This window comes from Streptomyces violascens (assembly GCF_014649955.1).
GTDB lineage: Bacteria > Actinomycetota > Actinomycetes > Streptomycetales > Streptomycetaceae > Streptomyces > Streptomyces violascens.
The window spans coordinates 40,037-55,422 of the sequence record NZ_BMUA01000003.1 but is presented as its reverse complement, the minus strand read 5'-3'; the positions used below and the strand labels follow the sequence as shown (position 1 = coordinate 55,422).

The window sequence follows — 15,386 nt, the reverse complement described above, 5'->3', positions numbered from 1 at the left end:
CCAGCAGAACCCCCTCGCACCCGAGGAGCCGCCGATGCGTCCGATCCGCCTGGCCCTGCCGGCCGCGGCCCTGCTGCTGTGCGCGCTCTCGGCGCCCGCCGCGCACGGCGCACCGGCAGTGAGCGGGGACTGGACCGCCGCACCCGCATCCGGCGGCGGGACCCGCCCGAGCGCCGACGGGAGGCCCTACTTCTATCTGGAGGGCGCACCCGGCACGGTCCTGGAGGACACGGTCTCGCTGAGCAACCCGACCGGCACCCCGCTGACGTTGAAGCTGCGCGGAGCCGCCGCCTACAACACGGCGAACGGGGCCTTCGCCGTGCGCCAGGCGCCCGACCCCTGGATCGCGCTCGCCGCGCCCGAGGTGAGGATCCCGCCGCACACCCGCGCCGACGTGCCCTTCGCGGTCACGGTCCCGGCGAGTGCGCAGCCCGGCGACCACCCCGCGGCGCTGGTCGCCACGGCGGGCGGCCGCGAGGTCGGCGTGCGCCTCCAACTCCGCGTTTCGGGACCGACGTTGAGCGCCCTGACCGTGGAGTCCGTACGCGTCGACAAGGCCCATGGCCTCATCCGCTACGCCCTGGTCAACCGGGGCAACACCGCCCTGACCCCGCGCCTCGCGCTGCGCGCCGACGGGGTGTTCGGGCGCGCCCTCGACCGCCCGGCCCGGACCCTGCCGGTCGAGCTCCTCCCCGGGCAGCGCGTCGAGCTGAGCGAACCCTGGCCGCATCCGCCCGCCCTCGACCGGGTCACCGTCCGCCTCGACGTCACCGCGGACGGCGGCGCGCACTCCACCGCCGAGGCGAGCGCCGCCTTCGTGCCGTGGGGCGCGGTCGGCGGGGCGGGTCTGGTGCTGCTCGGAGGCACGGCGGGAGTCCTCCGGTTACGGCGGCGCAGACGCCGCGCCGCGGATGACCCTGAACTACCCGTAATGGAACGCGAGTTGGCGCAGACGGGAGCTCGTCAGTGAAGCCACGCCCGAGGGGCCCGGCCCTCGTCCTGCTGCTGCTCGTCCTGCTCGCGCTGCCGATGGCCGGGCCCTCGTACGCCGACGCCGGCAAGCCCACCGTCGCGCTCTCCAGGGCCGAGGCCGCCAAGGGAGCCGATGTCACCGTGACCGGCCAGGGCTGGCGGCCCCATGCGCTGCTCATGCTGCTCGTCTGCGGGCAGTCCGACCCCGACAAGGGCGTCATCGGCGGCACCAACTCCTGCTCCAACGCCGACGGGCAGGCCGTCACCACCGACGCCAACGGCTCCTTCAGCAAGGCCCTCCCCGCCGCGCCGCCGCCCAAGCCGTGCCCCTGCGTCGTGCATGTGGCGACCGTGCAGGGTGAACAGGCCGTCGTGGACACCGAGTTGAAGATCACCGGGCATCCGGTGGCGCCGCTGCCGAACGCGACCGGCGACGGAAGGCTCGCCGTACTCGCCGAGCCCCGTCTCGACGGCAGCAGCTCCCTGCTGACCTGGTTCGGCGCGCCGCCGAGCCGCACCCTGGTCTTCACCGTCGGCAACCTGGGCTCGGCCCCCGTCAAGGATCCCGTCTTCCAACTCGGCACCTCCCACGGCGTGTTCGCGCCGCAGTGGGAGGACCGGCAGTGGAAGGGCACCATCCAGCCCGGCCAGAAGGCCGAGGTCAAGCTCGACTTCGAGCTGTCGGCCGGCGCCCACGGCGACTACCAGGTCTCGCTCCAGTACGCGAAGAAGCTGCTCGCCACCGAGCCGTGGGGAGTGGACCGGCCCTGGGGCGTGACCTTCTTCTGGGTGCTGCTCTGCCTGGTGGTGCCCGCCGCGGTCTTCCGCATCGGCATGGCCGTGGTCGACCGGCTGCGCCCGCGCGACCCGAAACGGGCGGGCCGGGCCCGGCACCGCGGCATGCGGCTGCCCGATGTGACCGTACGGCTCCCGAAGCCGGGCCCCCGGCCGGGCGAGCGGAAGAAGCCGCCCGCCGAACCGGACCAGGGTCCTCAGAGCGGGACCACGGCCGCGCTGCCGTGGTTCACCCCCGACTCCGCACCGACCGAGAACCACCCCAACCGTTCATGACGTCCCACGACGAAGGGAAATCCGTGACCACGCAACGGAGGATGAGCGCGGCCGGTCTCGCGCTGATGCTCGGCGGCGCGGGGATCATGCTGACCGCAGGCCCCGCACAAGCAGCCGAAGTCTCGTACGCCACCGAGTGCATACCGCCGCCCATCTCCGGTCTGCCGCCGGTCGAGGGGACGACGAAGGTGCAGATCACCGCGCCCGCCACGGCCAAGGTGGGCGACGTGGTGGACGTCGTCTGGAAGTTCACCCAGGCCGCGTCGAACAACCCCAACGTCCTCGACCTCAACAAGGACGTCGTCCTGCCGACCGGCACCCTCAAGGCGGGCGGCGCGCAGAGCGCCGACATCCCGATGAAGGGCCCCCGCCAGAACCCGCCGATCCCCAAGAACAGCCCGATGATCCTTTCGGACATGACGGCCAAGCTGAAGCTGACCAAGGCGGGCGACGTCACCCTGACGCCGGACGCGTACAACATCAACGTCAACCAGATCATGTCGACGGACACCAAGTGCACGCCGAAGGCGGCGGTCGGCGTCGGCGCCACGATCAAGGTGACGGACGCGGGAGGCACGACCGGCGGTACGTCGGGGGGCACCACGTCCGGCGGCGCCACCGGCGGCTCCACGTCGGGCGGCACCACGACCTCCGGGGGCACGACCGGCGGGTCCACCACCGGCGGCACGACTACCTCGGGCGATACCACGGGCGGCACCACCGGCGGCGGCACCGCGACCGGCGGCTCCACCTCCGGCGGAACCACCGGCGGCAGCGGGGGCCAGACCGACTTCCCCGGCAAGGAAGTCGCCGTCAACTTCGCCTGCACCTCGCCCGGGCCTGCCGGCATCCAGTCCAAGGTGACCATCAACGCCAAGAAGAACGGCGGGAGTTACGACCTCACGGTCAAGACGGCCAAGGGCGTCATGAACAGCCCCGCCGACCTTCCGGCGGGCGCGCTCAAGCCGTCCATGCAGGTCACCGTCGGCGGCGCCGACAAGGGCTCGGTGCCCGTCACCGGGCCCGCCAACCCCGACCCGATCAAAGCGGGCGCCCCGGTGAGCCTCACCGACATGGCGGGCACCTACAAGCCGGGCGCCTCCGGCAAGTCCACGCTCAGCCCGGGCGACCTGTCCATCGACGTCACCCTGGGCGGCTCGCCGATCCACATCCCGTGCAAGGTCTCCGGCTCGGCGCCGGTCTCCCTGGAGCTCGACACGGCGGCCCAGCCCGGCGGCGCGGCCGGCGGCAGCGGCTCCGCGGGCACGTCCGGCACCGCCGGCTCCGCGGGCACGACGGGAGCCGCCGGCTCCTCGACGTCCGGGGGCCTCGCCCAGACCGGCGCGAGCGACACGGGCGCCCTGCGCGCGCTCGGCCTGGTCGCGGGCACGGTCCTGCTCCTCGGCGGCGCGATCTTCACCTTCACCCCGTGGCGGCGCCTGCGCGGCACGCGCTGACCTGCCCCGGGAACGCGAAGAGCCGCCGCACCTCGCTGGTGCGGCGGCTCTTCACTTGCGTACGCGGTGCTTAGTGCACGCCACCCATGAGCGGCTTGACCTTCTTGCGGAACATGAAGATCGCGACACCGGCGAGGACGGCGAGCCCGCCCTGGCTGGCGAACCAGTACGTCGAGTCGGTCGGCGCACCGATCAGCTGGAGCAGCGCGATGACCGAGTCGCCGGCCGTGACGGCCAGGAACCAGACACCCATCATCTGGGAGGCGTACTTCTGCGGCGCCAGCTTGGTGGTCAGCGAGAGCCCGACCGGGGAGAGCGTCAGCTCGCCGACGGTCTGGATCAGGTAGACGCTGCACAGCCACAGCGGGGTGACCTTGACGTCGCCGGACGCGGCGGCCTGGGCCAGCATCATCACGAAGAACGAGGCGCCGATGAGCGTGAGGCCGAAGGCGAACTTCGACAGCGTGCTCGGCTCCTGGCGGCGCTTGTTCAGGTACACCCAGAGCCAGGCGAAGACCGGGGCCAGGGCCATCACGTACAGCGGGTTCAGGGACTGGAACCAGCTGGACGGGAAGTCCAGGCCGAACAGGTTGTTCGCCGTCTTGTCCTGGGCGAACACGCTCAGCGTCGAGCCGGTCTGGTCGTAGATGCCCCAGAAGACGGCCGCGGCGACGAAGAACCAGACGTACGCCGACATCCGCGACTGCGAGACCTCGTCGAGGTCCTTGTCGCGCTTGATGCGCAGCAGGTACCAGGCCGGGATGACGAGGCCGGCGATGGTCAGCGGCCAGATGGCCCAGTCGACCGTGAAGTGACCCGAGAGGGCGAGGGCGCCGTAGGCGACGACCGCGACGGCCAGCCACATCAGGACCTTCTTGATGATCCCGGCGCGCTCGGCCTCGGACATCGGCGTCGGGACGACGTCGCTCTCCGCCGACATGTGGCGGGTACCGAGGAAGAAGAACAGCAGACCAAGGGCCATACCCACACCGGCGAAGGCGAAGCCGAGGTGCCAGTTGACGTTCTGGCCGACGGTGCCGATCGTCAGCGGGGCGGCGAAGGCACCGAGGTTGATGCCCATGTAGAAGACCGTGAAGCCACCGTCGCGACGCGGGTCGTTCTTGTCCGGGTACAGGTGGCCGACCATCGTGGAGATGTTGGCCTTGAGGAGACCCGAGCCGATCGCGATGGCCGCGAGCCCGATGAAGAACGAGATCTCGACCGGCACGGCCAGGAGGAAGTGGCCGATCATGATGATCGTGCCGCCGATGGCGACCGTCTTGCGGGCACCCCAGGCGCGGTCGGCGAGCCAGCCGCCCGGCAGGGCGAGCAGGTACACCATCGCGTTGTACACGGAGTAGATCGCGGTGGCCGTGGCCATGTTGAACCCGAGCCCGCCGCTGGACGCCGGGGCGACCAGGTAGAGCACGAGCAGAGCCCGCATGCCGTAGAAGCTGTAGCGCTCCCACATCTCCGTCATGAAGAGGTTGGCCAGGCCGCGGGGGTGGCCGAGGAAGGTCTTCTCGGTGCCAGTGGTGCTGGCGGAGTCCTTCGTCAGGCTGGACGCCATGGTCGATCCTTGCTTGCTCGGGACGCGCGCTTCGTGAGCGTTGAGTCGCGCCCGGTGGGGGAGGGCCGGCACCGGCATGGAGACTGTCCCCCCAACGCCTTTGGGGTCCGGCTCCGTGGGGGAGCGCGAGAAGGACAGACCACACCGGGATCCACACCCCTTGCGCTTCTTCGCGCTGGGGCCCGGCCCGTAGGTCATTCACTGAATCTCAAGACTGGCGAAGCCGGTCCTGTGCAGAAAAGAGACCCTTGGCGCGCCGAGCAAGCCAAAGGTCCCCGTGTAGTGCTATAGGCGTTGGCACACCATACGTCACCCAACTGCGGCATATGGAAGGACTTGAGACATGGATCACAGGCATACCTGGAACCAGTGACCCTGATTCGAAGGTGTTAAACAAGATCGATTGGTGGACCCGCAGGGTGGGTGGATCACCTGACGCATTGTCGCCGCCGCGGACTACCATCACCCCCATGACCCGTGTACTGCTCGCCGAGGACGACGCGTCCATCTCGGAGCCATTGGCCCGCGCCCTGCGCAGGGAGGGTTACGAGGTCGAGGTGCGCGAGGACGGCCCGACCGCCCTCGACGCCGGACTGCAGGGGGGCGCCGACCTGGTCGTGCTCGACCTGGGGCTTCCCGGCATGGACGGCCTCGAAGTCGCCCGGAGGCTGCGCTCCGAGGGGCACACCGTCCCCATCCTCGTGCTCACCGCCCGCGCCGACGAGGTGGACACCGTGGTCGGCCTCGACGCCGGCGCCGACGACTACGTGACCAAGCCCTTCCGCCTGGCCGAACTGCTCGCGAGGGTCCGGGCGCTGCTGCGCCGCGGCGCCACCGAGCCGGTGTCCCAGCCCGCCACCCACGGGGTGCGGATCGACGTCGAGTCGCACCGCGCCTGGATGGGCGACGAGGAGCTCCAGCTCACCGCCAAGGAGTTCGACCTGCTGCGCGTCCTGGTGCGGGACGCGGGCCGGGTGGTGACCCGCGACCAGCTGATGCGCGAGGTCTGGGACACCACGTGGTGGTCCTCGACCAAGACGCTCGACATGCACATCTCGTGGCTGCGCAAGAAGCTCGGCGACGACGCGGCCAATCCGCGCTACATCGCCACCGTCCGCGGAGTCGGCTTCCGCTTCGAGAAGAGCTAGAGCACCTCCGCACATGCGCCGTCGACTGATCAATTCCACACTCGCGGTCGTTCTCGTGGTGATCGCGGTCTTCGGCGTCTCCCTCGTCATCGTGGAGACACGGACCATCAGCAGCAGCGCCCAGGAGAGTGTCGACTCCGAGGCGCTGCGGCTGGTCTCCGTCGTCGACAGCCGCACCCTGGCGAACGAGACGATCAACGTGCAGGTCCTGGACGAACAGATCGACCCCAAGCGCTACGCCCGCATCGAGATCCCGGGCCGCCCGGTGATGGAGATCGGCCAGAAGCCCGAGGGCACCGTCATCAAGGGCACCGCCGTGGGCGAGCGCGGCGAGTCGGTGCTGGTCGAGGAGTCCCGCTCCACGGTCACCAAGGAGGTCGGGCGCACGCTGCTGATCATCGGCGCGGTGGCCCTGCTCGCCATCGTGTCCGCGGTGCTCCTGGCCGTACGCCAGGCCAACAAGCTGGCCTCCCCGCTCACCGACCTCGCCGAGACCGCCGAGCGGCTCGGCTCGGGCGATCCGCGCCCGCGGCACAAGCGGTACGGGGTGCCCGAGCTCGACCGGGTCGCCGATGTGCTCGACTCCTCGGCCGACCGGATCGGCCGGATGCTCACCGCCGAGCGCCGTCTCGCGGCCGACGCCTCGCACCAGCTGCGTACGCCGCTGACCGCGCTGTCCATGCGCCTGGAGGAGATCGCCCTCACCGACGACCTCGACACGGTCAAGGAAGAGGCGACGATCGCGCTCACCCAGGTCGAGCGGCTCACCGACGTCGTGGAGCGCCTCCTCACCAACAACCGTGATCCGCGCACCGGTTCGGCCGTGGTCTTCTCCCTGGACGAGGTCGTCAAGCAGCAGCTGGAGGAGTGGCGCCCGGCCTATCGCAGCGCGGGCCGCGCGATCGTGCGCTCCGGGAAGACGGGTCTGAAGGCGGTCGGGACGCCGGGCGCGGTCGCCCAGGTGCTGGCCGCACTGATCGAGAACTCGCTGATGCACGGCGGCGGCACGGTAGCGGTACGTACCCGCGTCACCGGGAACCAGGCCGTGGTGGAGGTCACCGACGAGGGCCCGGGTGTGCGTCCCGACCTCGGCGCGCGGATCTTCGAGCGGACCATCAGCGGCCGCAACTCCACGGGCATCGGCCTCGCGGTCGCCCGCGACCTCGCGGAGGCCGACGGCGGCCGGCTCGAAATGCTCCAGCAGCAGCCCGCGGTGTTCGCGCTGTTCCTCAGCAGGGAGGCGCGGGGGCGCCGGGAGCCGGAGCGCACGGAGACGATCCGCTGAATCCGGCGCGGTCGGGGCGCCGGGGCTCGGTGAATGCGGTCAGCGCTTGGCGGGGACGGCGGGCCGGGGGTCGTCGAGAAACGATTCCGCCGTCTGCACGGCCTCCCGGGCGGGCAGCGCGCGGAAGACCCAGGTGCGGTACGACCAGAACCGGAACAGCGTGCCGAGGCCGATGCCGGCGAACTTGAAGAAGTTGTTCTGCCACGGGCTGTTCCAGCCGAAGCCGTACGTCGCCGCGTACAGAATCCCGTTCTCGATCACCGCGCCGACCACGCTGAACAGCAGGAACAGCGTGAGCTCACGGGCCCGGCCGCTCTTCTCGCGGTCCCGGTAGGTGAAGTAGCGAAAGCCCAGGTAGTTGAAGGCGATCGCGATCGCGGTGGCCAGCAGGCTGGCCCGCACGACCTGGAGCTCGGTCGTGTGCCGCAGCAGGTTGAAGGCGCCCATGTTCACGAGCACCCCGAGCCCGCCGACGGCGCCGAACTTGGCGACCTCCCGGACGAGCTGTCGCAGTCGCGATGGCGACGCGCCCTGTGCACTCATGGTGATCGCCCAGCCCCGTCCGAGTAGGTGTGCTTTTCGTGCCAGTCAACCCGCCCATGCTAACCACCCCCTCCGCGCGACGCCCCCGGGCGTCCGTATTGCCCCGGGCGGAACCCGGCCATGGAGCGCCCGCGGAGGCTGCGGATACCCTGGAGGTGTGACGTTCCCGGTAGTCGGCATGGTCGGCGGCGGTCAGCTCGCCCGCATGACCCACGAGGCGGGCATCCCCCTCGGCATCAGATTCAAGCTCCTCAGTGACACCCCGCAGGACTCGGCGGCCCAGGTGGTGAGCGACGTCGTCATCGGCGACTATCGCGACCTGGACACGCTGCGTGACTTCGCACGCGGCTGTGACGTGATCACGTTCGATCACGAGCACGTTCCGACCGAACACCTGCGGGCCCTGGAAGCGGACGGCATCGTCGTCCGGCCGGGGCCCGACGCGTTGGTGCACGCCCACGACAAGGGGGTGATGCGCGCCCGGCTCAGCGAGATCGGCGCGCCCTGCCCCCGCCACCGCATCGTGGCCGACCCGGCGGACGTCTCGGCGTTCGCGGCGGAAGGGGAGGGCTACCCGGTCATCCTCAAGACCGTCGTCGGCGGCTACGACGGCAAGGGCGTGTGGTTCGTGCGCTCCGAGGCCGACGCGGCCGACGCCTTCAAGGCGGGCGTCGACGTCCTCGCCGAGGAGAAGGTGGACTTCGTACGGGAGCTGGCGGCCAACGTCGTACGCTCCCCCAGCGACCAGGCCGTGGCCTACCCGGTCGTCGAGTCGATCCAGGTCGACGGGGTCTGCGACACGGTGATCGCCCCCGCGCCCGGCCTCGACGACGCGCTGGCGGGCGAGGCACAGCAGCTCGCCCTGCGCATCGCCTCCGAGCTGGGCGTCGTCGGCCACCTCGCGGTCGAGCTCTTCGAGACCCGCGACGCCGACGGTGTGCCGGGCATTCTCGTCAACGAGCTCGCCATGCGCCCGCACAACTCCGGCCACTGGACCCAGGACGGCGCGATCACCTCGCAGTTCGCCAACCACGTCCGCGCCGTCCTCGACCTCCCCCTGGGCGACCCGCGCCCGCGGTCGAAGTGGACCGTGATGTGCAACGTGCTCGGCGGCGACTACCCGGACATGTACTACGCGTACCTGCACTGCATGGCCCGAGACCCGCAGCTCAAGATCCACATGTACGGAAAGGACGTGAAGCCCGGCCGCAAGGTGGGCCACGTCAACACCTACGGCGACGACCTCGCGGACGCCCGCGAGCGGGCCCGCCACGCAGCCGACTACCTCAGAGGAACGATCACCGAATGAGCGCCCACCCGTCGCCCGGCCGCCACTCCTCGACGAGCGCTGACGCGCACCCCTTTTCCGACGGCCCCGTCGTCGGCATCGTCATGGGCTCGGACTCCGACTGGCCGGTCATGGAGGCCGCCGCCAAGGCCCTCGACGAGTTCGAGATCCGGTACGAGGTCGACGTCGTCTCCGCGCACCGGATGCCGCACGAGATGATCGCGTACGGCGAGCACGCGGCGGACCGCGGCCTGAAGGCGATCATCGCGGGTGCGGGCGGCGCCGCCCACCTGCCCGGCATGCTGGCCTCGGTCACCCCGCTGCCGGTCATCGGCGTCCCGGTTCCGCTCAAGTACCTGGACGGCATGGACTCGCTGCTGTCCATCGTGCAGATGCCGGCCGGGGTGCCGGTCGCCACCGTCTCGGTCGGCGGCGCGCGCAACGCGGGCCTGCTCGCGGCGCGCATCCTGGCGACTCAGGACGCCGAACTCCTCGCCCGCATGCGGGAGTTCCAGCAGGAGCTCAACGACCAGGCCACCGAGAAGGGCAAGCGGCTGCGGGCGAAGGTCGAGGGTTCGGGCGCCTTCGGATTCGGAAAGTGAGTCCCATGACGCATCTCGACGAAGCCCGCGCCCTGCTCGCCCGCCACCCCGTCGTCGACGGCCACAACGACCTGCCCTGGGCGCTGCGCGCCAAGGCCCGTTACGACCTCGATCGCTGCGACCTCGCGACCGACCTGACCGGCCGCACCCACACCGACCTCGCCCGGCTGCGGGCGGGCGGGGTCGGTGCGCAGTTCTGGTCCGTGTACGTCCGTACCGACCTGGCGGGCGACGAGGCGGTCAGCGCGACCCTGGAGCAGATCGACTGCGTCGACCAGATGCTGGCCCGCTACCCCGGCGACCTGGCGCCCGCGCTCACCGCGGACGACATGGAGGCGGCCCGAGCCGAGGGCCGCATCGCCTCCCTGAAGGGTGCCGAGGGCGGCCACTCGATCAACAACTCCCTTGCCACATTGCGGGCGTTGTACGCGCTGGGCGTCCGGTACATGACCCTGACCCACAACGACAACCTGCCGTGGGCGGACTCGGCGACGGACGAGCCGGGGGTGGGGGGCCTTTCGCCGTTCGGCCACGAGGTCGTACGCGAGATGAACCGCATCGGCATGCTGGTGGACCTGTCGCACGTGGCGGCGACGACGATGCGGGACGCGCTGTCGACGTCCGTCGCCCCCGTGATCTTCTCCCACTCCTCGGCCCGGGCGATCTGCGACCATCCGCGGAACGTTCCGGACGACGTGCTGGCCGAGCTGCCGGGGAACGGCGGGGTGGCGATGGCGACGTTCGTGCCGAAGTTCATCCTGCCGGCGGCGGTGGCGTGGACCCAGGCGGCCGACGAGAACCTGCGGGCGCACGGGTACCACCACCTCGACACCTCGCCGGAGGCGATGAAGCTCCACGAGGCGTTCGGGGCGGCGAATCCGCGTCCCGTCGCGACGGCCGCGACGGTGGCGGACCACCTGGACCACATGCGGGAGGTCGCCGGGGTCGACCACATCGGGATCGGCGGCGACTTCGACGGCACGGCGTTCACCCCCTCCGGCCTGGATGACGTCTCGGGGTACCCGAACCTGGTGGCCGAGCTGCTGTCCCGGGGCTGGTCCTCGGCGGACCTGGCGAAGCTGACGTGGTCGAACGCGGTGCGGGTGCTGCGCGACGCGGAGTCTGTATCGCGCGACCTCCGCGCCCGGCGCGGCCCCTCGAACGCGGCACTGGCAGACCTGGACGCGTAACCCGGGGCCCCCACCCCACCCCTTCCCTGAACCCGCCGGGGAGAGTGGGTCGGCTGCGGACCGTGCGTGGTTGCTCGCGCAGTTCCCCGCGCCCCTGGCGGGGTCGGTGCCGGCCGACACCGGCATCTTCAGCCCGTCCGGCGTTTGAGGACGAGCGCCCTTGAGGCGCGAACGGGGTCTGGGGCGGAGCCCCAGGAGGACGGCCCGCACACTTCCCACCCCCCGGCGGGTTTCGGGAAGGGGCGGGGTGGGGCCTCCCGGGGGCTGGGGCGGAGCCCCAGCAGTGTGCGGGGCGTCCCCCGGACGGACCGTCTGCCGCGACCCCGCCGCCCCCGCGTGGCACCGTGGCCCTACTGCCGCCACCGCCGACCCGCCGGGAGCCCCGCCATGGCAGATCTGCAGGACGCCCCCGAGGACACCTCGGCCGTCGGCGAGCTCGGGCCGAACCCCGGACCCCCCGGGCCCCCCGCCCCCGTACCGGAATACGGCGCCGAGTGCCTCGACCGGGCCCGGAACCTGCTCGCCGCCTACCCCGTGGCCGACGGGCACAACACCCTGGCGAAGGCCCTCGGGCAGATCCCCTGGCACGACCTGGAGGTCGGCGAGAGCGGGCTCGACACGGACATCCCGCGGCTGCGGGCAGGCCGGGTGGGCGCGCAGTTCTGGGCGCTGACCGCGGAAGCCGACTGCCCGGACCCGGCCGGGATCACCCTGGACCGGCTCGACCGGATCCGCTCCCTGATCGCCTCGTACCCGGAGTGGCTGCGGCTCGCCCTGACCGGCGGGGACCTCGCGGACGCCCGCAACTGCGGCCGCATCGCCTCGTTCCTCGGCCCGGTGACCGCGCACGCGCTCGGCGACTCGCTGGGCACCCTGCGGGCGTACCACCTCCTCGGCGTGCGGGTCCTCGCGCTGGGCCCGGGCACCCGCTGGACCGAGCCGGGGCTCACCCGCTTCGGCCTGGAAGTGGTGCGCGAGGCGAACCGGCTCGGGATGCTGCTCGACCTCTCGGGCGCGGAACCGGGCACCTGGCGCCGCACCATCGACAATTCCAAGGCTCCGGCGCTGCTCTCGCGCTCGGCGGCGGCCTCCCTCACCAAGCACCCGCTGAACGCCTCCGACGAACTGCTCGCCGAGCTCGGCACGAGTGGCGGGGTCTGCCTGGTGAGCTTCGACCCCGAGCAGATCGAGCAGGGCGGCCGGCCCGTCTCCGTACGCGACGTGGCCGATCACATCGAGCGGGTGCGGGATGTGGCCGGGCCCTCCCACGTGGGCCTTGCGGGAACGTTCGGGCTGGTCAGGGGCGCCCCGCGGATCCCCGGCCTCGAAGACGCCTCCTGCTATCCGACGCTGATCGCCGAGCTCCTCGGCCGGGGCTGGACCGAACCCGAAATCGGGGCGCTGACCTGGGAGAACTTTGCCCGGGTCGTCCGCGACGTGGAGTTCACCGCCCGCGCCACGGCGCCGCGCCGAACCCCGTCGAAGGCCACGATCGAGGATCTCGACGGGCCCTGAGCGGGTGTGCTGAGCGCGGCCCGGCCGCAGGAGTCAGGCGCGGGGACGTCCCATCGCGCGGTACGTCCAGCCCGCCTCGCGCCACTTCGCCGGGTCCAGAGCGTTGCGTCCGTCCAGGATGATCCGGCTGGAGGTCGCCTTCGCGAGCTCGGCCGGGTCGAGGTCGCGGAACTCGCGCCACTCGGTCAGGTGCAGCACGACATCGGCGCCGCGCACCGCGTCGTAGGCGGAGTCGGCGTAGCCGAGCGTGGGGAAGAGGCGGCGGGCGTTGGCCATGCCCTTCGGGTCGTACACCGTGACCTGGCCGCCCTGGAGGTGGATCTGCCCGGCGACGTTCAGCGCGGGGGAGTCCCGTACGTCGTCGGAGTCGGGCTTGAAGGTGGCGCCGAGGACCGCGACCCGCTTGCCGAGGAAGGTCTCGCCGCCCACCGCCTCGCGGGCCAGCTCCACCATGTGGCCGCGGCGGCGCATGTTGACCGAGTCGACCTCGCGCAGGAAGGTCAGCGCCTGGTCGGCGCCGAGCTCGCCGGCCCGCGCCATGAACGCCCGGATGTCCTTGGGCAGGCAGCCGCCGCCGAAGCCGATGCCGGCCCGCAGGAACTTCTTTCCGATGCGCTCGTCGTGGCCGATGGCCTCGGCCAGCTTCACCACGTCGCCGTCGGCGGCCTCGCACACCTCGGCCATGGCGTTGATGAACGAGATCTTGGTGGCGAGGAAGGAGTTCGCCGCGGTTTTGACCAGCTCGGCGGTCGGGAAGTCGGTCACCACGAAAGGCGAGCCCTCGCCGACGGGGCCCGCGTACACCTCGCGCAGCAGCTTCTCGGCGCGCTCGCTCTCCACGCCGACCACGATCCGGTCCGGGTGCAGGGTGTCGTCGACGGCGAAGCCCTCGCGCAGGAACTCCGGGTTCCACGCCAGCTCCACGCCCTCGGGCAGCGCCGCCGCAAGGCGGGCCGCCGAGCCGACCGGCACCGTCGACTTGCCCACGACGAGCGCCCCGTCCCGCAGGTGCGGGGCGAGCGAGCCGAAGGCGGAGTCCACGAAGCTCATGTCACAGGCGTACTCGCCGTGCTTCTGCGGGGTGTTCACGCAGACGAAGTGCACGTCGCCGAACGCCCCGACCTCCTCCCAGGAGGTGGTGAAGCGCAGCCGCCCGGTCGCGCCCTCGATGCCCGCGACGTGCTTGCGGAGCAGCTCTTCGAGACCCGGCTCGTACATGGGGACGCGCCCCTGGCCCAGCATCTCGATCTTCTCGGGGACCACGTCCAGGCCGAGCACCTCGAACCCCAGCTCCGCCATGGCCGCGGCATGGGTGGCTCCGAGGTATCCGGTGCCGATCACGGTGATCTTGAGGGCCATGCGGTGCTCCTGGAAGTGCGGGCTCGGGAGGCGGGCAGCGTACGGGCGACAAACGCGCTGCCCGAGCATAGTCGGGCCCCGGGCGGGCCCCCTTTTCGGGCTGTCGCCAAGCTCACGTATGCCTGCGGCGGTCCGGCCCCCTAAAATTAGGTTACTTAACGGTAGTTAGCGTCTTGGGGAGTGAGAGACCTTGGCCGGAACGGCTGGCAACTCGGAGTTCGACCTGTACCGCCCGTCCGAGGAGCACGACATGCTCCGCGACGCCATCCGCTCGCTCTCCGAGGCCAAGATCGGCCCGTTCGCGGCCGAGGTCGACGAGCAGGCCCGCTTCCCCCGGGAGGCGCTCGACGCGCTGGTCGCCAACGACCTGCACGCCGTGCACGTGCCGGAGGAGTACGGCGGCGCCGGCGCCGACGCGCTCGCGACCGTCATCGTGATCGAAGAGGTCGCGCGGGTCTGCGCCTCCTCCTCCCTCATCCCGGCCGTGAACAAGCTCGGCTCGCTCCCGGTGATCCTCTCCGGATCCGAGGAGCTGAAGAAGAAGTACCTGGGCCCGCTGGCCAAGGGCGAGGGCATGTTCTCGTACTGCCTCTCCGAGCCGGACGCCGGCTCGGACGCGGCCGGCATGAAGACCAAGGCCGTGCGCGACGGCGACTTCTGGGTCCTCAACGGCGTGAAGCGCTGGATCACCAACGCCGGTGAGAGCGAGTACTACACGGTCATGGCCGTGACCGACCCCGAGAAGCGCTCGAAGGGCATCAGCGCCTTCGTCGTCGAGAAGTCGGACGAGGGCGTCTCCTTCGGCGCCCCCGAGAAGAAGCTCGGCATCAAGGGCTCGCCGACCCGCGAGGTCTACCTCGACAACGTCCGCATCCCCGCCGACCGCATGATCGGCGAGGAGGGCACGGGCTTCGCGACCGCCATGAAGACCCTGGACCACACCCGCATCACCATCGCGGCCCAGGCCCTCGGCATCGCGCAGGGCGCCCTCGACTACGCCAAGGGCTACGTCCAGGAGCGCAAGCAGTTCGGCAAGGCGATCGCCGACTTCCAGGGCATCCAGTTCATGCTGGCCGACATGGCCATGAAGCTGGAGGCGGCCCGCCAGCTCACCTACTCGGCCGCCGCCAAGTCCGAGCGCCTCGACAGCGACCTGACGTTCTTCGGCGCCGCCGCCAAGTGCTTCGCCTCCGACGTCGCCATGGAGATCACCACCGACGCCGTCCAGCTCCTCGGCGGCTACGGCTACACCCGCGACTACCCGGTCGAGCGCATGATGCGCGACGCCAAGATCACCCAGATCTACGAGGGTACGAACCAGGTCCAGCGCATCGTGATGTCGCGCAACCTGCCGTAGCGGCAAGGGAGTCGACGAAGGTCCCGCAT

The 15,386-nt window shown here is 71.2% G+C and carries 13 protein-coding genes; 10 read left to right on the top strand and 3 right to left on the bottom strand.

The genetic code is table 11. From position 1 onward, the window contains the following. The first annotated feature begins 34 nt into the window (after positions 1-34). From IE206_RS08650 to IE206_RS08640, 3 genes are read left to right on the top strand one after another with little or no spacing between them, the layout of a single operon-like run. Positions 35-970, top strand: coding sequence for a hypothetical protein (locus IE206_RS08650; RefSeq protein ID WP_189961470.1), 936 nt, complete (start codon positions 35-37; stop codon positions 968-970). Beyond that, positions 967-2,043 (top strand): hypothetical protein, encoded by a 1,077-nt coding sequence (locus tag IE206_RS08645; RefSeq protein ID WP_189961469.1) that lies wholly within the window; start codon positions 967-969, stop codon positions 2,041-2,043. Before IE206_RS08650 ends, IE206_RS08645 begins: the two co-directional genes overlap by 4 nt. A gap of 41 nt (positions 2,044-2,084) precedes the next feature. Then, positions 2,085-3,500, top strand: a complete 1,416-nt coding sequence (locus IE206_RS08640) for a hypothetical protein (protein WP_189961862.1) — start codon at positions 2,085-2,087, stop codon at positions 3,498-3,500. A gap of 70 nt (positions 3,501-3,570) precedes the next feature. On the opposite strand, the gene IE206_RS08635 is transcribed toward IE206_RS08640, so the two are convergent. After that, positions 3,571-5,070, bottom strand: a complete 1,500-nt coding sequence (locus IE206_RS08635; RefSeq protein WP_189961468.1) for a peptide MFS transporter — start codon at positions 5,068-5,070, stop codon at positions 3,571-3,573. A gap of 470 nt (positions 5,071-5,540) precedes the next feature. On the opposite strand from IE206_RS08635, the gene IE206_RS08630 reads away from it, so the two are divergent. Then, complete coding sequence (locus IE206_RS08630; protein ID WP_189961467.1) at positions 5,541-6,218, top strand: response regulator transcription factor; 678 nt, start codon at positions 5,541-5,543, stop codon at positions 6,216-6,218. A gap of 13 nt (positions 6,219-6,231) precedes the next feature. Next, positions 6,232-7,503, top strand: a complete 1,272-nt coding sequence (locus IE206_RS08625; protein WP_189961466.1) for a sensor histidine kinase — start codon at positions 6,232-6,234, stop codon at positions 7,501-7,503. Positions 7,504-7,542: 39 nt separating this feature from the next. Here IE206_RS08625 and IE206_RS08620 read toward each other — a convergent pair whose 3' ends face one another. Further along, on the bottom strand, positions 7,543-8,046 hold the full coding sequence (locus IE206_RS08620; RefSeq protein ID WP_189961465.1) for a GtrA family protein: 504 nt from the start codon (positions 8,044-8,046) through the stop codon (positions 7,543-7,545). A gap of 178 nt (positions 8,047-8,224) precedes the next feature. Here IE206_RS08620 and IE206_RS08615 point away from each other — a divergent pair, with 178 nt between their 5' ends. From IE206_RS08615 to IE206_RS08600, 4 genes are all read left to right on the top strand, one after another. Next, the gene (locus IE206_RS08615; RefSeq protein ID WP_189961861.1) at positions 8,225-9,355 is read left to right on the top strand and encodes a 5-(carboxyamino)imidazole ribonucleotide synthase; all 1,131 of its coding nucleotides are present in this window, start codon (positions 8,225-8,227) and stop codon (positions 9,353-9,355) included. An 83-nt stretch (positions 9,356-9,438) separates the two neighbouring features. Continuing rightward, positions 9,439-9,936: a 5-(carboxyamino)imidazole ribonucleotide mutase gene (gene purE / locus IE206_RS08610; RefSeq protein ID WP_189961860.1), complete on the top strand. Its 498-nt coding sequence runs from the start codon at positions 9,439-9,441 to the stop codon at positions 9,934-9,936. 5 nt (positions 9,937-9,941) lie between these two features. Further along, positions 9,942-11,126 (top strand): dipeptidase, encoded by a 1,185-nt coding sequence (locus tag IE206_RS08605; protein WP_189961464.1) that lies wholly within the window; start codon positions 9,942-9,944, stop codon positions 11,124-11,126. A 387-nt stretch (positions 11,127-11,513) separates the two neighbouring features. Then, on the top strand, positions 11,514-12,641 hold the full coding sequence (locus tag IE206_RS08600) for a dipeptidase (protein WP_189961463.1): 1,128 nt from the start codon (positions 11,514-11,516) through the stop codon (positions 12,639-12,641). A 33-nt stretch (positions 12,642-12,674) separates the two neighbouring features. On the opposite strand, the gene IE206_RS08595 is transcribed toward IE206_RS08600, so the two are convergent. Beyond that, positions 12,675-14,000, bottom strand: coding sequence for a UDP-glucose dehydrogenase family protein (locus IE206_RS08595; protein WP_189961462.1), 1,326 nt, complete (start codon positions 13,998-14,000; stop codon positions 12,675-12,677). 190 nt (positions 14,001-14,190) lie between these two features. Between IE206_RS08595 and IE206_RS08590 the strand changes: the two genes are divergently transcribed. After that, positions 14,191-15,357, top strand: coding sequence for an acyl-CoA dehydrogenase family protein (locus IE206_RS08590; RefSeq protein ID WP_264198430.1), 1,167 nt, complete (start codon positions 14,191-14,193; stop codon positions 15,355-15,357). Positions 15,358-15,386: the final 29 nt, after the last annotated feature.